Origin of the sequence: Streptomyces sp. NPDC096048, assembly GCF_044763415.1 — a bacterium.
Lineage (GTDB): Bacteria > Actinomycetota > Actinomycetes > Streptomycetales > Streptomycetaceae > Streptomyces.
Window position 1 is genome coordinate 174,907 of record NZ_JBIWGG010000008.1, and the last position, 20,356, is coordinate 195,262.

The window sequence follows — 20,356 nt, forward strand, 5'->3', positions numbered from 1 at the left end:
GGCGCTGGCCAGAACTTTCGACGCAAGGGGTGCAAGCGAGATGACAACCACCGAGGTCACAGGGTCAGTCACCTACCGGGAGGTGACCGACAAGAACGGACGCGTCTATCGCGTCGGCGAGTCCGACATCGACATCATGGGGCGCAAGCGCAAGTGGATGGTGATTCTGCCCTGGGTCGGCATGATGGGCATCTCCTCCGCCGAGTACGCTTTCGCGTCCGCCGAGGACACGCTCCACGAGGCCCACCACTGGTCCAGCGGCAGCATCTACTGGATGATGACCGCCTGGGTGTTCTGCCAGGCCGCGGTCGCGTTTCCGGCGGGCCGGCTGCGTGAGAGCGGCAGGCTGCCGGCGCGTTGGGCGATGATGCTGGGTTCGGTCGGCACGCTGCTCGGCTATGTGTCGCTGGCTTTCGCGCCGCATGTCACGCTCGCTTTCATCGGGTTCGGCGTGTTCAGCGGCATGGGCGCGGGCATGGTGTACGCGACCTGCGTCAACATGGTCGGCAAGTGGTACCCGGAGCGCAGGGGCGGGAAGACCGGCTTCGTCAACGGCGGCTTCGCCTATGGTTCGGTGCCGTTCGTCTTCATCTTCCACGGCTACATGGACACCTCCAACTTCCGCTGGGTGCTGGTCTCGGCGGGTGTCTTCCTCGCCGCGACGGTGGCCGTGGCCGGCTTCTTCTTCCGGGACCCGCCGAAGAACTGGTGGCCGTCCGCCGTCGACCCGCTGAACCCACCGGCCGACCCGCGGGCCCGGCGTTCGCTGGAGAAGAACCCCCCGGCCGTCAAGCAGTACTCCCCGATGGAGGCGTGGCGAACCGGCCGGGTCGCGCTGATGTGGTTCTGTCTCGCCTGCACCTCCGGCGTGAACATCTTCGGGATCGCCTTCCAGGTCGACATCGGCGAGGAGGCCGGCTTCGCGGCCGGGATCGTGGCCGCCGCGATGTCGCTGAAGGCGATCGTCAACGGCACGGGGCGCGGCGTCATCGGCTGGCTCTCCGACCTCTACGGCCGCAAGCAGTGCCTGCTCTACGTGTGCGCGATCCTGGGCCTCGCCCAGTTCGGCATCATCTGGTCGGCCGAGATCAAGAACCTGCCGCTGTTCCTGGTCTTCTCCGCCGTCTCCGGTTTCGGCGGTGGTGCCATCTTCCCGATGTTCGCGGCACTGACGGCGGACTACTTCGGCGAGAACAACAACGCCACCAACTACGGAATGGTCTACAGCTCCAAGCTCGTCTCCGGTCTGGGCGCGGGCATGGGCTCCGTGGTCGTCGCCGCCTGGGGCTACAACGGCGCCTTCACCCTGGCGGGCTGCATCTCGATCTTCGCCGGTTTCATGGCGTTGTTCCTGCGTCCGCCGGGGCGCCCGAAGAGCAAGCGCGTCACGCCCAATCCCCGGCCCCTGGGTGAGGGGTGACCTGACCTAGCCTCCTCGCACGGACCGGGCGGCCCCTCCCGCAGCACGCGGAAAGGGCCGCCCGGTCCGTGTCGCGGGTCAGTGGCGACGCTTGCGCAGGGCCGCCAGGTTGTCGTAGCTGATCTTGGCCTCCCGCAGGGACTGCGCCGGGTCGGTGGCGCTCGGCGAGTTGTCGTCCTCGATCATCGGGTTGTGGTAGTTCCGCTGCCCGACCCGCGAGAAGAACGTCGTGTAGTCGATGACACCGGTTCCGAAGGGCACCATGTCGTAGCCCATGCCGTTGGTGGTGCTGACGACGCCGTCCTTGGCGTGGAACAGCGGGTAGCGCTTGTTGTTGCGGGCGACGAGACCGGCCGGGTCGAAGACCTGCTCACGGGTCGAGCCGTCGTGTGCGGTGTACGTGCGGAACTTGTACTGGGCGACGTGCGCCCAGAAGATGTCCATCTCCAGCCATACGAGCCTCGGGTCCGTGACCTTCAGGAAGTACTCCAGCTTCCGGATGCCCGAGCTGCGGGTCGGCCGGCCCTGGTCGTCCAGCGGACCGCCGTCGAGCAGGAAGCCGTAGGCGCTGTCGTGGTTGTGGGTGTAGAGCTTGACGCCCTCGCGGCGGGCGATCGCGCCGAGGGCGTTCCACTTGTCGGCGGCCACGTCCCAGTCGGCGCGGTAGGAGCTGCCGGTGGGGTCGCCACCGGTGCCCATGTGGTCGAGGCCGAGGATGTTGGCGATCTCCAGGTGCTTCTTGAAGGTGTCCTTGTCCGCCGTGGTCAGCGGCCAGGAGGACGGGATGAAGCCGTGGTTGCCCTGGGCGCGCAGGCCGTAGTCGTCGAGCCAGCAGCGCAGCAGCCTGGCGCCCTTGACGGTTTCCAGGTCCGCGCCGCCGGGCGCGTTGGCGTGCTGGCGGTACCCGGCGAACTCCACCTGCCGGTAGCCGTGGCGCGCCAGCTGCTTGAACACCTCGCGGAAGCCGGAGGGCAGGTCGGTGGCGAGGGGGTCGCGGCCGGTGGCGTCACGGACGGTGTACAGGATGATGCCGCGCTTGTCCGCCGGGACGAGGACGGGCCCGCCGTGTCCGTGGCCATGCCCGTGTCCGTGGTCTCTGCCCCGGTCCTGGGCGAGGGCGGGGGCGGCGCCGAAGACGGGGGCCGCGACGGCTCCGGCGGCCACGGCGGTGCACGTGCTGAGGAAGCGGCGCCGGTCCACGCCGAGGGTGCGGCGCAGGCCTTCGCCCGGGCCGTCGACGGCCGGGTCCGTGGTGGCGTCGGTGCGGGACGGGTCGGAGAACAGGGTCACGGGTGCCTGCCTTCTGGGTCGTGGCCTGCCCTGATGCGGCTGGGACGGGCCGTTGTCAGTGCCGTGTGTTTCACTCTCGGTAGCTGGATCTCGGGGGCCGTACGTGGTGTCGCGTCAGCCGAGTCCGGCCAGCTGGAGCAGGAGTTGTTTCACATCGGTGGCCGCGACGCGGTCGCCGACAGCGTGGGGGGTGGAGCAGATGAGGAGCGGACCGTCGTCGTCGCTCGCCGGGAGGCGGCCGTGGCTGCCTCGAACAGGTGAGGGGTCCAGGGGCACGACCGCCATGCGGTAGCGCATGCCGAGCTTCTTGCGGGCCAGGGCGGTGGCCGCCTTGACCTTGACGTAGGGGTCGAGGGGGTCCATGAACAGCTCGACCGGGTCGTAGCCGGGTTTGCGGTGGATCTCGACGAGCTGCGCGAAGTCGGGCGCGCGGTCGTCGTCGAGCCAGTAGTAGTACGTGAACCAGGCGTCCGGCTCCGCCACGGCGACGAGCTCGCCGGCGCGCGGATGGTCGAGGTGGTGGGCCTTCTTGCCCTCGTCGCCGAGGAGTTGCTCGATGCCGGGCAGTCCGTCGAGGGCGGCGCGGGTGGCGTCGAGGTCCTCGGGGCGGCGGACGTAGACGTGGGCGATCTGATGGTCCGCGACCGCGAAGGCGCGGGAGGCCATCGGGTCGAGGTACTCCATGCCGTCCTGCGTGTGCACTTCGAGCAGGCCGGCGCGGCGCAGGGCGCGGTTGATGTCGACGGGCCGGTTCACGCGGGTGATGCCGTACTCGGACAGCGCGACGACGGTGCGGCCCTCGGCGCGGGCGTCGTCGAGGAGGGGGGCCAGGGCGGTGTCCAGGTCGGCCGCCGCCTTCAGGGAGCGCGGGTCGTCGGGGCCGTAGCGCTGCAGGTCGTAGTCGAGATGAGGGAGGTAGCAGAGCGTCAGGTCAGGGTGGCGGGTCGCCATGATGTGGCGGGTGGCGTCGATGATCCACTGGCTGGAGACCAGGTCGGCGCCGGGTCCCCAGAAGTGGAAGAGGGGGAAGGTGCCGAGTTTGTCGGTGAGTTCGTCGTGCAGGGCCGGGGGCCGGGTGTAGCAGTCGGGTTCCTTGCGGCCGTCCGCGTAGTAGACGGGACGGGGGGTGACGGTGATGTCGGTGTCGGCGCCCATGGCGTACCACCAGCAGATGTTGGCGACGGTGTAGCCGGGGTGGGCGCGGCGGGCGGCGTCCCAGAGCTTGTCGCCGGCGACGAGTCCGTTGTGCTGGCGCCACAGCAGGACGTCGCCGAGTTCACGGAAGTACCAGCCGTTGCCGACGATGCCGTGCTCGGACGGGTGGGTGCCGGTGAGGAAGGTGGACTGGGCCGCGCAGGTGACGGCGGGCAGGACGGTGCCCAGCGGCGCGCGGGAGCCGGTCTGGCCGAGCTTCTTGAGGTGGGGCATGTGGTCGAGGAGACGGGGGGTGAGCCCGACGACGTCCAGCACGAGGAGAGGGGTCGGTCCGCCGGAGTGGGTCGCTGGGGTCATGGCAGTTCCTTCAGGCCGAGGTCCGTCAACAGGTCGCGGGCGAGAGTGAGCTCGGCGGCGATGCCGTCGGTGAGCTGGGCACGGGCACGGGGCCGCAGCTCGGGCGGGAGGGCCTGCCAGGTGTACGTCTCGACCTCCAGATGGCGGGTGAGCGGGTGCGGGCCGCCGACCAGCCGGGTCAGCGCTGCCTTGAGCACGGGAAGTGTGGAGGTGAGGGGCGCGGCGGGGGCCGCGTGCAGGGGGACGTGGAAGTGCGCGCGCCAGGGCACGGTGCCGGGCAGGGTGCCGCCGTCCGCCAGGGCCTCGTCGAGGTCGTCGGTGCCGTGCGGGCCGGCGGGCGTGGCGGCGCGGGTCTGGTGCAGGAAGCGGGGTTCGGCGAAGGCGGCGAGAGCTTCCCGGACCTCGGGGAGAGAGGGCTGCTCGGCGTGCAGGGCCGCGGAGAGCTGGGACTTGACGACGGGGACGCGGGCGTCGGTGAGGGCGTCCAGGGCGGTGTGCGGGTCTTCGAAGGAGGTGGCGAGGTGGCAGGTGTCGACGCAGATGCCGATGCGGTCGTGGGCGATCGCGGTCAGCGGGGCGATGGCGTCGCGGGTGGTCTCCACGACACAGCCGGGTTCGGGTTCGAGGCCGACGCGGATGGAGCGGCCGGTCAGTTCCTGAAGGGCGTCGAGGCGTTCGGCGAGGGTGACCAGGGCGGTGCGGGCCTTGTCGGCGCGGGTGTCGTCGTACGCGGTGCGCCAGGCGAGCGGCAGGGTGGAGATGGTGCCGTCCGTGACGTCGTCGGGCAGGAGGCCGGCGAGGACGCGGGCCAGGGACGTGGTGTGGTCGAGGCGTTCGGGGTCGGCCCAGTCCGGTTTGTAGACGCGGTACTTGACCTCCTCGGCGCCGAAGCCCTCATAGGGGAAGCCGTTGAGGGTGACGACCTCCAGGCCGCGCCGGTCGAGTTCGGTGCGCAGCCCGCGCAGTGCGGCGGGGTCGGTGACCAGGGCGTGGGCGGCGTCCCGGGCGAGCCACAACCCGATGCCGAGGCGGTCGCGGCCCAGCCGGCGGCGGACCGGCTCGCAGTGGTCGCGGAGCTGGGCGAGGACGCCGTCGAGGGTCTCGGCGGGGTGGACGTTGGTGCAGTAGGCGAGGTGGACGGTGGAGCCGTCGGGGTGCCGGAAACGCATGGCTCACTCCCCGCCGCGCAGGATGGAGTTGCCCTCGTGCGTGGCGTCGGCCGAGGTCACGTCGAGGACCAGCCGCCCGCTGAGTCCGTAGAAGGCGACGGGGTTGCGCCACAGCACCAGGTCCACGTCGTCCTCGGTGAAGCCCTCGTCGAGCATCAGGTCGCCGACCTTGCGGGTCTTGAGCGGGTCGCTCTTTCCCCAGTCGGCGGCGGAGTTCACCAGGACCTGTTCCGGGCCGTACTCGCGCAGGAGGGCGACCATCCGCGCCTCGTCCATCTTGGTGTCCGGATAGACGGAGAAGCCGAGCCAGGCGCCGCTGTCCTTGGCCTCCTTGACGGTGGTCTCGTTGAGGTGGTCGACCAGCACCCGGTCCGTGGGCAGCGCGGACTCGCGCACCACGTCCAGGGTGCGCCGCAGGCCGGCCAGCTTGTCGCGGTGCGGGGTGTGCACGAGGGCGGGCAGGCCGTGTTCGGCGGCGAGCTGGAGCTGGGTGGCCAGGGCGGTGTCCTCGGCCGGGGTCATCGAGTCGTAGCCGATCTCACCGACCGCCACGACGCGGTCCTTGACGAGATAGCGGGGCAGTTCGTCGAGGACGGGCAGGCACCGGGGGTCGTTGGCCTCCTTGGGGTTGAGCGCGATGGTGCAGTGGTGGGCGATGCCGTACTGGGCGGCGCGGAAGGGCTCCCAGCCGAGGAGGGCGTCGAAGTAGTCGCGGAAGGAGGCGGGAGAGGTGCGGGGCTGGCCGAGCCAGAAGGAGGGTTCGACCACGGCGCGGACACCGGCGGCGTACATGGCCTGGTAGTCGTCGGTGGTCCGGGACGTCATGTGGATGTGGGGGTCGAAGATGCGCATCAGGACTCCTTGCCGTGGGGGTCGGCCGTGCCGTGCGAGGAGCGCGCGGACTCGGTCAGGGCCAGGACGCGGTGCAGGTCTTCGGGGACCGGGCGGCCCGCGGCGGTGCGTTCGGCGGCGTAGTCGGCGAGCATGCGGGCGAGTTCGGCGTCGGCGCGGGACCGCCGGTCGAGGTCCGCCACGTGGTCGACGGGGACGCCGGTGAACAGGCACTTCAGAACGGCGTGCCGCCACTGGTGCGGGTCCAGGTGCCGGGCGGCGTAGGGGCCGAGGGCGGCGGCGACCAGACGGGTGTCGTTGGTGCGCAGGGCGTCCTCGACGAGCGGGAGGGCGTCGGGGCCGGGCACGAGGTGGGGCAGCGCGTGCAGGACGGCGCGGCGTTCGTCGGCGGTGCCCTGGGAGTAGACCCGGTTCAGCGCCTCCGGGTCGGCCTGGGCGGCGTGCAGGACGAGGACGCGGGCGGCGTCGGCGTGGGCGGGACCGCAGCGGCGGCCCGCCTCGGCCAGGCGCAGCTCCCAGACGGAGATGGGGCCGTGACCGCCGGGGTGGGCGGCGGCCTCGTCCAGGGCCTGGTCCAGCCAGGCCCGGGCGGCTCCGCCGAGCTCGGCGGTGAGTGTGGCACGCAGGTCGGCCGGCGGGATGTGGGCGGGGGTGGTGCCCTGGGGGTCCCGTCCGGCGGGGGTGGTGCCCTGGGAGCCCCCTCCGGCGGGGGTGCCATCCGCGTCCTGGGTGCTCGGGGTGACGTGGGTGGCGTGTGGCTGCGTCATGGGTGTGGCTCCCTTCAGTGGGTGGCGAAGGGCTCGCCGGAGCGGTTCGTGAGACGGGGCGCGGACGCTGCCGCGGCCGCGCGGAGCAAGGGGAGGGAGCGTTCGGCGAAGTGGGGGCCCGCGTGGGAGTGGCGCGGCAGTTCGACGACGGTCAGGCCCTGGTAGCCGGTGGCGGCGAGGGCGTCGAGGACGGGCGGGAAGTCGATCTCGCCGTCACCGAAGGGGAGGTGCTCGTGCACGCCGCGGCGCATGTCCTCGATCTGTACGTGGCGCAGCCAGGGGGCGGCGGCGCGCACGCAGTCGGCGGGCGGGAGGGGTTCGAGGCACTGGCAGTGGCCGATGTCCAGGGTGAGGCCGAGGTGCTCCCGGTCGCCGAGGGTGCGGCGCAGCCGGTGGAAGTCGGCGAGGGTGGCGAGGAGGTGGCCCGGTTCGGGTTCGACGGCCAGCGGGACGCCCTCGGCGGCGGCGACGTCCAGGACCGGGGAGAGCGACTCGGCCAGCCGCTTCCACGCCGTGTCCTCGTCCGTCCCGGCCGGGGTGATGCCGCTGAAGCAGTGCACGGCGTGGGCCCCCAGGTCGGCGGCGACCCGGACGGCGCGGACGAGGAGGTCGGCGCGGCGGGCCCGGTCGTCCGGGTCCGGGTCGAGGAGCGAGGGGCCGTGCTTGCGCCGCGGGTCGAGCACATAGCGGGCGCCGGTCTCCACGGTGACGCCCAGCCCGAGCGCGTCCAGCCGGTGGGCGACCCGGCGGGTGCGGGCGGCCAGGTCGTCGGCGAGCGGGTCGAGGTGCATGTGGTCGAGGGTCAGGCCGACGCCGTCGTAACCGAGGTCGGCGAGGAGGGCGAGGGCGTCGTCGAGGCGGAGGTCGGCGAGGCCGTTGGTGCCGTAGCCGAAGCGGAGAGGGGACGGGTCGGCACCGTCCCGGTCCGGGTGCGGGCCCACGGTCACGTCCGCGGGGCCGTCCGCGCCCGCGTCCGGCTCCTGGTGCGGGTCGCGGTTCATGTGATGCTCACCTTCCTCATGGCCGCCCTTCTCGCGAACATCCGGCCGGCCGGGGCCAGGGCCGCGACCAGCAGGGAGGTGGCGGTCGCGCCGGACCGGGCGGCGAGCGCGGCCTGGAGCGGGACGGTGGCCCTGATGCCGCCGCCGACGGCCCGCTGGACGAGCGGGGGTGAGGGGTTGAGCGTGGCGTGGAAGTAGGGACGGGCGGCCGTGGCGGCGTAGGCGGCGCCCAGGGCGGTGGCGAGGGCTGCGGCGCTCCGGGGCCGGCCCTCAGCGGGGTGGGAGCCCGGCAGACCGGGGGCGGCTGCTGCCCGCCGGCCTGCCGGGAGTCGGGTGCGGCGGTGGGTGACCAGCCGCGTCAGTGCCCCCGTCGTCGCGAGGGCCGCCAGCGGGGCCAGGGCCGAGCCGCCGATGGTCTCCCGGCGGGAGACGGCCGTGACCGCGAGGGTGTGGCTGCCGAGCAGTGCGGCGGAGGGCAGTGCGGCCCGGGTGCCGCCGCCGGTGGCGGCCGCACCCAGGAGCAGGTCCAGGCCGCGGGCGGCGGCCATGGCCGCGGGACCGGCCGGCGTGTGCTTCAGTGCCAGGTCGTAGGCCCAGACGGTCGCCGCCAGCGGCGCGGCGACCGCGAGGGCGGGTCGGCCGGCCCGGGCGGCGAGCAGCAGACCGGCGCCGGTGAGGCCGCAGGCCGCGGTGAGGGCGGTGGCGGGGCGGATACGGCCGGACGGAAGGGGGCGGTGCGGGCGTTCCACGGCGTCCTCCTCACGATCCGCCCAGTCGTTCAGGGCCATGCCGGCCTCGTACAGGCACAGGGAGGAACCGATGGCGAGCAGGGTGCGGGGCCCCGGGCGCACGCCGGCCGCCGCCGCACCGGCCAGGGCGTCACCGGGGACGGTGAACAGCGCGGGCAGACGCAGCAGTTCGGCCCAGGCGCCCGCGCGGCCGGAGCCGGTCGGGCGGGGCGCGCCGGGCGTGCCGCCGCCAGAGGCCGAGGCGTCGTTCGCGCCGTGCCCCGCGGGTCCGGCGGGTGCGGACGCGTCCCGTGCCGCGGTGGCCGTGCGGCTCACCGCCGGGCCCCGGGGGCGTCGGCATCGTCCCGCAGCCGCTCGGCGAAGCCCACCAGTGCCGCGTACTGCTCGGCCAGGGACGACGGACCGTCGCCCACCGGGTCCTTGAAATAGAAACCCAGTTCGCCCAACGGGCCGGACACCCCTCTTTCCCGGGCGCGGGCGACCAGCCGCGCCAAATCGAGGACGAGCGGCGCGGCGAGCGCCGAGTCGCAGCCCTGCCAGGTGGTCTGGAGGACCATGCGGGCGCCGAGGAAGCCGTCGAAGGCGATGTGGTCCCAGGCGGTCTTCCAGTCGCCGAGCGCGGGCACGTCGTCGATGTGGACCTCGCCCTCGGGCGCGGCGCCGAGGGTGTCGGCGAGGACGCGTTCCTTGCCCGCGTTCTTGGCGGCGGCCGCCGCGGGGTCGGCGAGGGCGGCGCCGTCGCCACCGCCCAGGAGATTGGTGCCGGACCAGGCGCGCACGGCGAGGGCGCGTTGGAGGAACATCGGGCCGAGTACCGATCGCAGCAGGGTTTGCCCGGTCTTGCCGTCGCGGCCCGCGTAGGGCAGGCCCGAGGAGTCGGCGAGCTGGGCCAGCGCCGGGTGGTGCAGTCCCGTGGAGGGCGTGAAGTTGACGTAGGGGCAGCCGGCACGCAGGGCGGCGGCCGCGTAGAGGGAGCTGGGCGGCAGCGTGCCGTCGGTGGGGGCGGGTTCGGTGGAGGCGACGTTGACCACGACGGCGCCCGCGAGGTCCTGGCGCCGCACGAAGTCGCGGATGTCGGCCGCGAACACGTCGATCCACTCGTCCTGGGTGCGGTCCGGACCGCCGTCCGTGCCCCCGGGAAGGGGGCCGCCGGGCCTGATCTCCTGGTCGGCGGCGACGAGTTCGGCGTGTACGGCGGACGGCAGGCCGTGCGGCAGGACGCCACCGGCGGCGAGGTGCTCGGCACGCTTGGGCAGCGGGCAGTCGACGGTGTCGTGACCGCCGAAGACGAGGGACGACAACGATGGCAGGCCGCTCGCGGCGAAGGGAGCGGTCTCGGTGACCATCCCGGTCGGCGGATGGAGCCCGGCGGCGACGGCCGCGCAGCCCGCGACGGCGGTGGTGGCCACGGAACCGCGCGCACCGATGAGCCAGACACCGAGGCGGGGGGCCGAGGAGGGGGTGGGCGGGGACGGTTCGGCGGACATGGGCAGCCTCCTTGTCGTGTGCGAACCGGGTGCGATGCCGGAAGCGGGGCCCGGGCGGTGCCCGGGGAGACGGCGGGCGGAGGTCCGGCGTCCTCCGCCCGCCGCCGTTCTAGTCGCCCTTGGCGGGCAGTTCCTTCAGCTGGATGTCGCGGAAGGAGACCTGGTCGTCGGCGCCGTGGTTCTGGAGGCCGATGTAGCCGTCGGTCAGGCTCCGCTCGGGGTCCTTGTTGGTGAAGTCGTTGATCTTGACTCCGTTGAGGAACACCTGGAGGCGTTCGCCCTGGACCTTGATCTCGTAGGAGTTCCACTGGCCGGGCGGCCGCAGGACCTGGTCACGGGCCTTGATGTTCGCCGACTTGAAGGAGTAGACGGAGCCCGTGGTGCGGTCCGGCGCGTCCGTGGCGTCGATCTGGATCTCATAGCCCTTGTTCACCGCGGACCAGGGGTCGTCGGAGGCCGGGAAGCCCACGAAGATCCCGGAGTTGTCGTCGCCCCGCATCTTCCAGTCGAGCTTGAGGGAGTACGACTTCAGCTCCTTGGCCTGGTACCAGAGCAGGCCCATGCCGCCGTTGGACTCCAGCGTGCCGTCCTTGACGTCGAACGTGCCGGGGCCGGCCTGCTTCCAGCCGTCCCTGGTCTGGCCGTTGAAGATGTCCCGGTAGCCCTTGCTCGGCTTGCAGTCCGCCTTGACCTGGCCGGTGGCGTACTGCATGCCCCCGAGCAGGTGGGTGCGGAAGGCCTCGTCCGCGTAGGACTCCTTGGTGTGACCGCCGCCGGTGTAGAAGGAGCGGCCGCCGCCGTAGCTCTGGCACCAGGCGATCGGGTGGTCGCCCTTCATGTTCCCGCCGTCGTAGGTGGTCTCGTCGAGGGTGGCGAGAATCTTGGCCTGCTCACGCGGGTTGGTGCGGTAGTTGTACCACTCGTCGGTGCGCTCCCACGCGTCGTCCAGGTGCGCGGTCGACGGGTGGTCGTGGTCCTCGACGCGCACGGTGGCCTTCTGGATGGCCGGGTGCGAGTCGAAGTGGGCGCCGACGAGGCCGCCGTAGAACTCCCAGTCGTACTCGGTGTCGGCGGCGGCGTGGATGCCCATGTAGCCGCCGCCGTTCTTGACGTAGTTCTCGAACGCCTTCTGCTGGTCGGCGTTCAGGACGTCACCGGTGGTGGACAGGAAGGCCACCGCGTCGTACTTGGCGAGGTTGGCGGTGGTGAACTGCCCGGCCTCCTCGGTCGCGGTGACCGAGATACCGGCGGGGGTGCCCAGCTCCTTCAGCGCGGCGACACCCTCCGGAATGGAGTCGTGGCGGAAGCCGGCCGTCTTGGAGAAGACGAGGACCTTCTTGCCCTTCTTGAACGGCTCCTTGGAGAACTCGAAGTCGTCCACGTCGAACAGCGCGCCGTCTCCGCCCCGGAAGACCAGGTAGATCTCCGTGGTGCGCTTCGGCAGCGACCGCAGCGGCACGTCGACGTTCTGGAACGTCTCCCAGCCGCCGGTCGGCGGGATGTACGCCGAGCCGTGCAGCTTGCCGGTGGGCGAGCCGGTGCGCAGCTCGACGAAGCCGCCGGCGCCGCCGGAGGAGGCCCGGACGGTCAGCTTCTTCTGCCCGTCGAACTTGTAGGGGCTGAAGGAGATCCAGTCGCCGTCGTCGATGTTGCCGACGGTCTTGCCGCCGTTGGCGCCGGTCTTGTCGATCACCGCGACACCCTGCTGGGTGGTGAAGTGCTCGGCCTGGCGGTGCGGCGGCTGGATCACGGTGCGCGCGGTGCCGGTCAGGGCCTCCTGGCCCTTGGCCCCGCCGTCGGTGTAGCTGGCGCCGACGACGCCGTAGATGTTGGCGTTGGGGTCGTGGCCTCCGTCGCCCGGCGGCGGCTTGAGGGTGCCCTCACAGCCCATCTCGCTGGTCAGCTCGTGGGCGTGGGAGTCGTGGCCGAGGCTGTAGGCGACCTTGACCTTGGAGCAGTCGACGGTCTCCTCGGGGTCGGTGACCTTCACCTTGAAGGGGATGGGCTCGCCCATCGGGAGGAGGGTGCCGTTGCCCGGGATCTGGATCTTCACCGTGGGCTCGGTGTTGCCGACGACGATCCGGACACTGGCGTTTCCGGTGTTGCCCTCGGGGTCCTTCGCGGTGAAGGTCGCGGTGTAGGTGCCGACCTTCTTGTACTTGTGGGTGGGGGTGAGGCCCTCGCCCTTGGTGCCGTCGCCGAAGTCCCAGCTGTAGGTGAGGTCCGGGGAGTCGGCGTCCTTGGCGGAGGCGGTGAACTTGACCTTCAGGCCGGCCGCGCCCGACGTCTTGTCGGCGCTCACCTCGGCGATCGGGGAGAAGCCGTCGTCGGCGTTCTCGATCCGGTAGAGCGCGGAGTCCTTGTCGCCCTGGAACCAGGAGAGACCGTAGTCCAGGACGTAGAGCGCGCCGTCCGGGCCGAACTCCATGTCCATGATCTGGGTGCCGGTCCACGGGAAGTCGTTGATCTTCGCGACCGCGCCGTCGTCGGTCTGCTCGATCCGCTTGATCCAGCGGCGGCCGAACTCGCCGGCGAAGAAGTCGCCGTCGTACTCCTCGGGGAACTTCACGGAGGAGTCGAGGTCCGGGTCGTAGCGGTAGACCGGGCCGCCCATGGGGGACTCGGAACCGCTGCCGAACTCGGGCACGGAGTCACCGTCGTACGGGATCCAGGCGGCCTGCGCGGGCGGCAGGTCGGTGAGGCCCGTGTTGTACGGCGAGGTGTTCTTCGGGGCGGCGCAGTCGAACTTTTCGCCGGAGGTCTTGGTGGCGAAGTCGTAGTCGACGTAGGCGTCGTTGTCGCCGGTGCAGAAGGGCCAGCCGAAGTTGGCGGGCTCGGTCACCTTGGCGAACTCGACCTGTCCCGCCGGGCCCCGGTTCGGGTCGGCGGCGCCGGCGTCGGGGCCGTAGTCACCGACGTAGATGGTGCCGGTCTTCTCGTCGATGTTCATCCGGAAGGGGTTGCGGAAGCCCATCGCGTAGATCTCGGGGCGGGTCTTCTCGGTGCCCGGGGCGAAGAGGTTGCCCTCCGGGACGGTGTACGAGCCGTCCTCGGCGACCTTGATGCGCAGGATCTTGCCGCGCAGGTCGTTGGTGTTGCCGGAGCTGCGGCGGGCGTCGAAGGCCGGGTTGCGGTTCGGCCGCTCGTCGATCGGCGTGTAGCCGTCGGAGGCGAACGGGTTGGTGTCGTCGCCGGTGGACAGGTAGAGGTTGCCCTCGGCGTCGAAGTCGATGTCGCCGCCGACGTGGCAGCAGGTGCCGCGGGAGGCCGCGACGTCCAGGACCTTCTTCTCGCTGGCCAGGTCCAGGGTGCCGTTGGCGTTGAGGACGAAGCGGGAGAGGCGGTTCACGCCGTCGAACTTCTCGAAGTCCTCGGCGGTGCCGGTCTCGGGGGCGTCGCCCGCGGGCGTGTCCAGCGGCGGGGCGTAGTAGAGGTAGATCGCCCGGTTGTTCTCGAAGTCCGGGTCGACGCCGACGCCCTGCAGGCCCTCCTCGTCGTGGCTGTAGACGTCGAGCTTGCCGGCGACCTTGGTGACGCCGCCCTGGTCGGTGAGGCGCAGTGTGCCGTCGCGCGAGGTGTGCAGGACGCTGCGGTCCGGGAGCACGGCGAGCGACATCGGCTCGCCCGTCTCGGGCTCGCCCTTGGCGAGCGGCACCTGCTGGAACTGCCCCTCGGCGGCTGCCGGTTCGTCGTGCTCCGGGTGGGCGCCGGCGACGGTCGCCGGGGTGCCCACGGCCAGCATCAGGCCGGTGAACAGGGCGAGGGTGGTGCGAAGCCTCGTGGGTTTGGACTTTCCGGTTCTGCTTCTGTGCACGAAGTCCCTCCGGGAACGGGATGGGCCGTACGGGATGGGTGCGAAGACGTGCGGTGCGGGCGCCGGGGTGCGCCGTCACCCCGGAGGTGTGGGTGTCCTGAACACTTCAGGGACGGTAACCGCGTTCTTCCTGGGCCAACACCCCTTGGATCAGAACCGGTTGAACTTTTCCCCAATACAGGACAAAGCAGGATTCGGGCAGGCCGGACCGGGGACCGGCGGACATTCCGGCCCCCGGTCCCGACCTGCCGTCGGGTGCGCGGATCAGCTGCCGACGCGCCGCGGCTCAGCTGTTGAACGCGGCGTCGAAGGACGCGCTGGGCGGCTCGAAGTCGAAGGCCTTGAGGCGGGTGAGGGCCTCGGGGGCACCCTGGAGCCGGTCCATGCCGGCGTCCTCCCACTCGACGGAGACGGGGCCTCGGTAGTCGATGGAGCGCAGCATCCGGAAGACGTCCTCCCAGGGCACGTCGCCGTGGCCGGCCGACACGAAGTCCCAGCCGCGGCGCGGGTCGCCCCACGGCAGGTGGGAGCCGAGCCGCCCGTTGCGGCCGTCGAGGCGCTTGCGGGCCTCCTTGCAGTCGACGTGGTAGATCCGGTCGCGGAAGTCCCACAGGAAGCCGACGGGGTCGAGGTCCTGCCACACGAAGTGGGACGGGTCGAAGTTGAGGCCGAAGGCGGGCCGGTGGCCGACCGCCTCCAGGGCGCGCTGGGTCGTCCAGTAGTCGTAGGCGATCTCGCTGGGGTGGACCTCGTGGGCGAACCGCACGCCCTCGGCGTCGAAGACGTCGAGGATCGGGTTCCAGCGGTCCGCGAAGTCCTGGTAGCCGCGCTCGATCATCGACTCGGGGGCGGGCGGGAACATGGCGACCAGGTGCCAGATGGCCGACCCGGTGAAGCCGATGACGGTGTCCACGCCGAGGCGCGCAGCGGCCCGGGCGGTGTCCTTGATCTCGGCGGCGGCGCGCTGCCGCACGCCCTCCGCGTCTCCGTCGCCCCAGATGCGGTCGGGCAGGATGGCCTGGTGGCGTTCGTCGATGATGGCGTCGCAGACGGCCTGGCCGACGAGGTGGTTGGAGATCGCCCAGCACTTCAGCCCGTACTTGTCGAGCAGCTGGTGGCGGGAGTCCACGTAGGAGGGGTCCGCGAGGGCCTTGTCGACCTCGAAGTGGTCGCCCCAGCAGGCGAGTTCCAGTCCTTCGTAACCGAAGTCGCGGGCGAGGCGGCAGACCTCCTCCAGGGGGAGGTCCGCCCACTGGCCGGTGAAGAGAGTGAAGTTGCGCGGCATGTCGCTGCCAGCCTCCTCAGGGGGCGATCTGGGTGTAGACGGAGTTCTTCTCGGCGCTCTCCTCCACCGCCGCGAGCACACGCTGCACCTGCAGCCCGTCGGCGAAGGAGGGCTCGGGCCGACGACCCTCCGCGACGGCGTGGACGAGGTCGCGCACCTGGTGGACGAAGGTGTGCTCGTAGCCGAGTCCGTGGCCCGGCGGCCACCAGGCGTCCAGGTAGGGGTGCTCGGGTTCGGTGACGAGGATGCGGCGGAACCCGGCGTGCTCCCCCGGCTCCGTACCGTCGAGGTACGACAGTTCGTTGAGCCGCTCCAGGTCGAAGGCGAGGGAGCCGCGCTCGCCGTTGAGCTCGATGCGCAGGGCGTTCTTGCGGCCGGTGGCGTACCGGGTGGCCTCGAAGGAGACCAGGGCGCCGGAGGTGAGGCGGCCGGTGAAGACGGCGGCGTCGTCCACGGTGACCTGGCCCGTGACACCGTCCACCGAGCCCGCCGACAGACCGCGGGCGGCTCCGTCGGGCAGCGGACGCTCCCGTACGAAGGTCTCGGTGAGGGCGGAGACGCCCGCGATCCGCTCCCCCGTCAGGTACTGCGCGAGGTCGACGATGTGCGCGCCCAGGTCGCCGAGCGCTCCGGACCCGGCCAGCTCCTTGCGCAGCCGCCAGGTCAGCGGCGCCTTCGGGTCCACCAGCCAGTCCTGGAGGTACGTCACCCGCACGTGCCGCAGCCGGCCGACGCGGCCCTCCGCCACCATCCGCCGGGCCAGTGCGGTGGCCGGCACCCGGCGGTAGTTGAAACCGACCATCGCGAGCTGCCCGCGCGCGGCCGCCTGGTCGGCGGCGACGGTCATCGCCTCGGCCTCCGCGACGGTGTTGGCCAGCGGCTTCTCGCACAGGACGTGCTTTCCGGCGGCGAGCGCGGCCAGCGCGATCTCGGCGTGGCTGTCGCCGGGGGTGCAGATGTCGACGAGGTCGATGTCGTCCCGTTCCAGCAGGGCCCGCCAGTCGGTCTCGGTGCTCGCCCAGCCGTGCCGGTCGGCCGCGGTGCGGACGGCGTCGGCGTCCCGGCCGCAGATCGCGGCCAGTACGGGGTTGAGCGGCAGGTCGAAGACCCGGCCGGCGGTGCGCCAGCCCTGGGAGTGTGCGGCACCCATGAAGGCGTAGCCGACCATGCCGACGCGCAGCGCCGGTCTGGTCGCGGATGCCCCCGTCGCCCTGGTCCCGGTCCCGCTGTCGGTCCCGGTTCCGGCGGCTGATGCCTCCGCCCCGGCCCCCTCGGGCTGCTGCGGCTGTCCCATGCGGATGTCCTCCTCGTCGTGATGGCGCGGTGGGGGGTGGGCCCCGCCCGACGGCCGGCTGGTCAGGCCGGCCGTGGGGCGGCGGCCCTCACTTGAAGCCCGTGGACATGTACTGGTCGACGTTCTCCTTGTCGACCACGGCCGAGTAGCAGGTGACGGTCGAGGGGATCTCGAACTCGGCGAGGCCGCTGATGCCCTTGCCCTGGCCGAGGGCGCGGGCCAGGTCGATCGCGGAGGCGGCCATGGTCGGCGGGTAGAGCACGGTCGCCTTGAGTACGCCGCTGTCCGCCTTGATGGCCTGGAAGGCGGAGAGCGCGCCCGCGCCGCCGACCATCAGGAAGTCGTCGCGCCCGGCCTGCTCGATGGCGCGCAGGGCGCCCACGCCCTGGTCGTCGTCGTGGTTCCACAGGGCGTCGAAGTCCGACTGGGCCTGGAGCAGCTGGGCCATCTTGGCCTGGCCGGACTCGACGGTGAACTCGGCGGCCTGGCGGGCCACCTTCTTGATGTTCGGGTAGTTCTTCAGGCCGTCGTCGAAGCCCTGGGTGCGCTGCTTGGTCAGCTCCAGATTGTCCAGGCCGGCCAGCTCGATGACCTTGGCGTCCGGGGTGTCCTTGAGCTTCTCGCCGATGTAGTGGGCGGCGTTGAGGCCCATGCCGTAGTTGTCGCCGCCGACCCAGCAGCGGTAGGCCTGGGGGCTGTTGAAGATCCGGTCGAGGTTGATGACCGGGATGCCGGCCCGCATCGCCTTCAGGCCGACCTGGGTGAGCGCCTTGCCGTCGGCCGGCAGCACCACCAGGACGTCGACCTTCTTGTTGATGAGGGTCTCGATCTGGCCGATCTGCTGCGCGGTGTCGTTGGAGCCCTCGGTGACCTCCAGGGTGACTTCCGAGTACTTCTCCGCGCGCTTCTGGGCCTGGTCGTTGACGGCGTTGAGCCAGCCGTGGTCGGCCTGCGGCCCGGCGTAGCCGATGGTGACCGGCTTGCCCGGCTTGTCGTCGGCGGCCGGCTGCGTGTCCGCGGCCTTGTCCTCGCCGTCGTCGGGGTCGTTGCTGGTGCACCCGGTGAGGACGGCACCGGCGGACACGGCGGCGGCTCCGAAGAGCAGTCCTCTGCGGCTCGTGAGTTGCGTCATGACGGTGAACCCTTTCCTCAATGCGTGCTTGCGGTACGGCGCTGGACCAGCACGGCAGCGACGATGATCGCGCCCTTGGCGATCTGCTGGACGTCGGTCTGCAGGTTGTTCAGGGCGAAGATGTTGGTGATCGTGGTGAAGATCAGGACGCCGAGCACGGAGCCGAGGATGTGGCCGCGCCCGCCGGTCAGGAGCGTGCCGCCGATGATCGCGGCGGCGATGGCGTCGAGTTCGTAGAGGTTGCCGTTGGTGTTCTGGCCGGAGCCGGCCAGGACGATCAGCAGGAAGGCGGCGATGCCGCAGCACAGGCCGGACAGCAGGTAGAGGTAGAGCCGCTGGCGGCGGACATCGATGCCGGCGAGGCGGGCGGCCTCCGCGTTGCCGCCGACGGCGACGGTGCGGCGGCCGAAGGTGGTCCGGTTGAGCACCAGCCAGCCGATGACGGTGACGGCCGCGAACACCAGGACCAGGGGCGGGATGCCGAGAACGTAGGAGTCGCGCTCGCCGAGGTCCAGGACGCTGGGGACCGTGACGACCTGGGTGCGGCCGTCGGTGATCTGGAGCGCGAGGCCGCGCGCCGAGGCCAGCATGGCGAGGGTGGCGATGAACGGCACCATCTGGCCGAACGCGATGAGCACCCCGTTGACCAGACCGCAGCCCACGCCGACCACGACCGCCGTGAAGAGGATGCCGACGAACCCGTACTCCTGGGTGGCGACCGTGGTCGCCCACACCGAGGCCAGGGCCACGATGGCGCCGACGGACAGGTCGATGCCGCCGGAGACGATGACGAAGGTCATGCCGACGGTGACGACGCCGATCACGGACGCCTGGGTGAGCACCAGCTGGAGGTTGCGGGTGTCGAGGAACGCGTCGGGCTGGGTGATGCCGCCGATCAGGACCAGTGCGGCGAGCACCCCGAGCAGGGTGAGGGTGCGGACGTCGGCGCGGCCCAACTGGACCCGCCAGGCGGGCGGACCGTCCACCGGTGCCGCCTTGCCGGTGTCGTCCCGGGGCGGGGACACGTGCTGCGTCATGACGCCGGGCTTCCTTCCATCACGAGGTCGAGTACGCGGTGTTCGTCGAGTTCACGGGCGGGGGCCTCGTGCACGACACGGCCCTCGCGCAGCACCAGCACACGGTCGGCGAGGCCCAGGACCTCGGGCACCTCGCTGGAGACCAGCAGGACGGCGAGGCCCTCGTCGGCGAGGCGGCGGATGACCGCGTAGAGCTCGGCGCGGGCGCCGACGTCGACGCCGCGGGTGGGTTCGTCGAGCAGCAGGACCTTGCAGCCGCGCAGCAGCCAGCGGGCCAGGACCGCCTTCTGCTGGTTGCCGCCGGACAGGGTGCGCACGGGCGCGGAGGGGTTGTCGGGCCGCAGCGACAGCTCTCGGGTCGCCTTCCGGGCGGCCCGCAGTTCGGCGCCCCGGTCGATCCAGCCGCCGCGCGAGAAGCGGGACATGGCGGAGACCGACACGTTGCGGGTGACGGACTCCAGCATCAGCAGTGCCTGCGCCTTGCGTTCCTCGGGGGCGAGCCCGAGGCCGGCGCGCACGGCGGCGCGCACACTCCCGGGGCGCAGCGGGCTCCCCTCGACGAGGACCTGGCCGGCGCTCGGCTTGCGGGCACCGTAGACCGTCTCCAGGATCTCGGAGCGGCCGGAGCCGACGAGGCCGGCGAGGCCGACGATCTCTCCGGGGCGGATCTCCAGGTCGAGGGCGGCGAACTCGCCCTCCCGGGTCAGTCCCCGCACGCTCAGTACGGGCTCGCCCCCGGACGGCCCGGCCGGCCGGTCCGGGAAGACGTACTCGACGTTGCGCCCGGTCATCAGCGCCACCACCTCGCGGGTCGGCGTCGACTCGGCGGGCAGCCCGCCGGCGACGGCCCGGCCGTCCTTGAGGACGGTGACCCGGTCGCCGATGCGGCGGATCTCCTCCAGGCGGTGCGAGATGTAGACGACGGCGACGCCCTCCGCGGTGAGGTCGGCGACGATGCGGAAGAGGTTGTCGACCTCGTCCGGGTCGAGCGCGGCGGACGGCTCGTCCATCACGATGAGCCGTACGTCGTGCGAGAGCGCCCGCGCCATGGACACGATCTGCTGCTGCGCCGCGGAGAGTTCGCCGACCGGCCTGCCCGGATCGACCTCCGGGTGGCCGAGTCGCTCGAGCAGCCGCGCCGTCGACGCCTTGGCCGCTCTGCCCCGGACGACGAAGCCGGCGGCGGTCGGCTCGTGGCCGAGGTGGACGTTCTCGGCGACCGAGAGGTCCTCCACCAGGTCGAGTTCCTGGTAGATGGTGGCGATGCCGAGCCGCATGGCCGCGATGGGCGAGCGCAGGGTGACGTCCTCGCCCCGCCAGCGGATGGTGCCGGTGTCGGGTTGGTGGGCGCCGGCCAGCACCTTGATGAGGGTGGACTTCCCGGCGCCGTTCTGGCCGAGCAGGCAGTGCACCTCGCCGGCCTGGACGTCGAGGTCGACGCCGTCCAGGGCCCGGACTCCGGGGAAGGACTTGGTGATGCCGGACATACTGAGCAGCGGTGGTTCTGGTGCCATGTGAGGTCCCCTCGGCGGGCATGCGGGCCGGTG

General features: G+C 71.8%; 15 protein-coding genes. 1 reads left to right on the plus strand and 14 read right to left on the minus strand.

From position 1 onward, the window contains the following. Nucleotides 1–40: 40 nt before the first annotated feature. Nucleotides 41–1,420 carry an OFA family MFS transporter gene (locus ACIQ6R_RS23355; protein WP_404223141.1) on the plus strand — a complete coding sequence of 460 codons (1,380 nt, stop codon included), beginning with the start codon at nt 41–43 and terminating at the stop codon, nt 1,418–1,420. A 78-nt stretch (nt 1,421–1,498) separates the two neighbouring features. Here ACIQ6R_RS23355 and ACIQ6R_RS23360 read toward each other — a convergent pair whose 3' ends face one another. The 14 genes from ACIQ6R_RS23360 to ACIQ6R_RS23425 all read right to left on the minus strand — a co-directional run bounded on the left by ACIQ6R_RS23360 (nt 1,499) and on the right by ACIQ6R_RS23425 (nt 20,323). Then, nucleotides 1,499–2,710: a sugar phosphate isomerase/epimerase family protein gene (locus ACIQ6R_RS23360; protein ID WP_404171183.1), complete on the minus strand. Its 1,212-nt coding sequence runs from the start codon at nt 2,708–2,710 to the stop codon at nt 1,499–1,501. Between the two features lie 114 nt (nt 2,711–2,824). Then, on the minus strand, nt 2,825–4,222 hold the full coding sequence (locus ACIQ6R_RS23365) for a nucleotide pyrophosphatase/phosphodiesterase family protein (RefSeq protein ID WP_404223142.1): 1,398 nt from the start codon (nt 4,220–4,222) through the stop codon (nt 2,825–2,827). Further along, on the minus strand, nt 4,219–5,391 hold the full coding sequence (gene eboE / locus ACIQ6R_RS23370; RefSeq protein WP_404171189.1) for a metabolite traffic protein EboE: 1,173 nt from the start codon (nt 5,389–5,391) through the stop codon (nt 4,219–4,221). Before eboE ends, ACIQ6R_RS23365 begins: the two co-directional genes overlap by 4 nt. A 3-nt stretch (nt 5,392–5,394) precedes the next feature. After that, nucleotides 5,395–6,243 (minus strand): TatD family hydrolase, encoded by an 849-nt coding sequence (locus ACIQ6R_RS23375; RefSeq protein ID WP_404171192.1) that lies wholly within the window; start codon nt 6,241–6,243, stop codon nt 5,395–5,397. Next, the gene (locus ACIQ6R_RS23380) at nt 6,243–7,010 is read right to left on the minus strand and encodes an EboA domain-containing protein (protein ID WP_404223143.1); all 768 of its coding nucleotides are present in this window, start codon (nt 7,008–7,010) and stop codon (nt 6,243–6,245) included. The genes ACIQ6R_RS23375 and ACIQ6R_RS23380 overlap by 1 nt, the downstream gene beginning before the upstream one ends. 14 nt (nt 7,011–7,024) lie before the next feature. Then, nucleotides 7,025–8,011, minus strand: a complete 987-nt coding sequence (locus tag ACIQ6R_RS23385; protein WP_404223144.1) for a sugar phosphate isomerase/epimerase family protein — start codon at nt 8,009–8,011, stop codon at nt 7,025–7,027. Further along, nucleotides 8,008–9,075, minus strand: a complete 1,068-nt coding sequence (locus ACIQ6R_RS23390; protein ID WP_404223145.1) for an SCO3242 family prenyltransferase — start codon at nt 9,073–9,075, stop codon at nt 8,008–8,010. Before ACIQ6R_RS23390 ends, ACIQ6R_RS23385 begins: the two co-directional genes overlap by 4 nt. Continuing rightward, nucleotides 9,072–10,247 (minus strand): inositol-3-phosphate synthase, encoded by a 1,176-nt coding sequence (locus tag ACIQ6R_RS23395; protein ID WP_404223146.1) that lies wholly within the window; start codon nt 10,245–10,247, stop codon nt 9,072–9,074. Before ACIQ6R_RS23395 ends, ACIQ6R_RS23390 begins: the two co-directional genes overlap by 4 nt. Before the next feature lie 109 nt (nt 10,248–10,356). Continuing rightward, nucleotides 10,357–13,989, minus strand: coding sequence for a ThuA domain-containing protein (locus tag ACIQ6R_RS23400; protein WP_404223429.1), 3,633 nt, complete (start codon nt 13,987–13,989; stop codon nt 10,357–10,359). A gap of 358 nt (nt 13,990–14,347) precedes the next feature. Beyond that, the gene (locus tag ACIQ6R_RS23405; RefSeq protein WP_404171203.1) at nt 14,348–15,346 is read right to left on the minus strand and encodes a sugar phosphate isomerase/epimerase family protein; all 999 of its coding nucleotides are present in this window, start codon (nt 15,344–15,346) and stop codon (nt 14,348–14,350) included. Nucleotides 15,347–15,362: 16 nt separating this feature from the next. Further along, nucleotides 15,363–16,640, minus strand: coding sequence for a Gfo/Idh/MocA family protein (locus ACIQ6R_RS23410; protein WP_404223147.1), 1,278 nt, complete (start codon nt 16,638–16,640; stop codon nt 15,363–15,365). Nucleotides 16,641–16,728: 88 nt separating this feature from the next. After that, nucleotides 16,729–17,772, minus strand: a complete 1,044-nt coding sequence (locus tag ACIQ6R_RS23415) for a substrate-binding domain-containing protein (protein ID WP_404171209.1) — start codon at nt 17,770–17,772, stop codon at nt 16,729–16,731. Nucleotides 17,773–17,789: 17 nt separating this feature from the next. After that, a complete protein-coding gene (locus ACIQ6R_RS23420; RefSeq protein WP_404171212.1) occupies nt 17,790–18,809 on the minus strand; it encodes an ABC transporter permease in 1,020 nt (339 codons plus the stop codon). After that, nucleotides 18,806–20,323 carry a sugar ABC transporter ATP-binding protein gene (locus tag ACIQ6R_RS23425; protein WP_404171215.1) on the minus strand — a complete coding sequence of 506 codons (1,518 nt, stop codon included), beginning with the start codon at nt 20,321–20,323 and terminating at the stop codon, nt 18,806–18,808. Before ACIQ6R_RS23425 ends, ACIQ6R_RS23420 begins: the two co-directional genes overlap by 4 nt. Between the last annotated feature and the right edge of the window lie 33 nt (nt 20,324–20,356).

What these genes read in the sequence shown, in the direction of transcription:
- ACIQ6R_RS23355 (WP_404223141.1), top strand. Translation starts at nt 41, where the DNA reads ATGACAACCACCGAGGTCACAGGGTCAGTCACCTACCGGGAGGTGACC.
- ACIQ6R_RS23365 (WP_404223142.1), bottom strand. Translation starts at nt 4,222, where the DNA reads ATGACCCCAGCGACCCACTCCGGCGGACCGACCCCTCTCCTCGTGCTG.
- eboE (WP_404171189.1), bottom strand. Translation starts at nt 5,391, where the DNA reads ATGCGTTTCCGGCACCCCGACGGCTCCACCGTCCACCTCGCCTACTGC.
- ACIQ6R_RS23375 (WP_404171192.1), bottom strand. Translation starts at nt 6,243, where the DNA reads ATGCGCATCTTCGACCCCCACATCCACATGACGTCCCGGACCACCGAC.
- ACIQ6R_RS23380 (WP_404223143.1), bottom strand. Translation starts at nt 7,010, where the DNA reads ATGACGCAGCCACACGCCACCCACGTCACCCCGAGCACCCAGGACGCG.
- ACIQ6R_RS23385 (WP_404223144.1), bottom strand. Translation starts at nt 8,011, where the DNA reads ATGAACCGCGACCCGCACCAGGAGCCGGACGCGGGCGCGGACGGCCCC.
- ACIQ6R_RS23395 (WP_404223146.1), bottom strand. Translation starts at nt 10,247, where the DNA reads ATGTCCGCCGAACCGTCCCCGCCCACCCCCTCCTCGGCCCCCCGCCTC.
- ACIQ6R_RS23400 (WP_404223429.1), bottom strand. Translation starts at nt 13,989, where the DNA reads ATGCTGGCCGTGGGCACCCCGGCGACCGTCGCCGGCGCCCACCCGGAG.
- ACIQ6R_RS23405 (WP_404171203.1), bottom strand. Translation starts at nt 15,346, where the DNA reads ATGCCGCGCAACTTCACTCTCTTCACCGGCCAGTGGGCGGACCTCCCC.
- ACIQ6R_RS23410 (WP_404223147.1), bottom strand. Translation starts at nt 16,640, where the DNA reads ATGGGACAGCCGCAGCAGCCCGAGGGGGCCGGGGCGGAGGCATCAGCC.
- ACIQ6R_RS23415 (WP_404171209.1), bottom strand. Translation starts at nt 17,772, where the DNA reads ATGACGCAACTCACGAGCCGCAGAGGACTGCTCTTCGGAGCCGCCGCC.
- ACIQ6R_RS23420 (WP_404171212.1), bottom strand. Translation starts at nt 18,809, where the DNA reads ATGACGCAGCACGTGTCCCCGCCCCGGGACGACACCGGCAAGGCGGCA.
- ACIQ6R_RS23425 (WP_404171215.1), bottom strand. Translation starts at nt 20,323, where the DNA reads ATGGCACCAGAACCACCGCTGCTCAGTATGTCCGGCATCACCAAGTCC.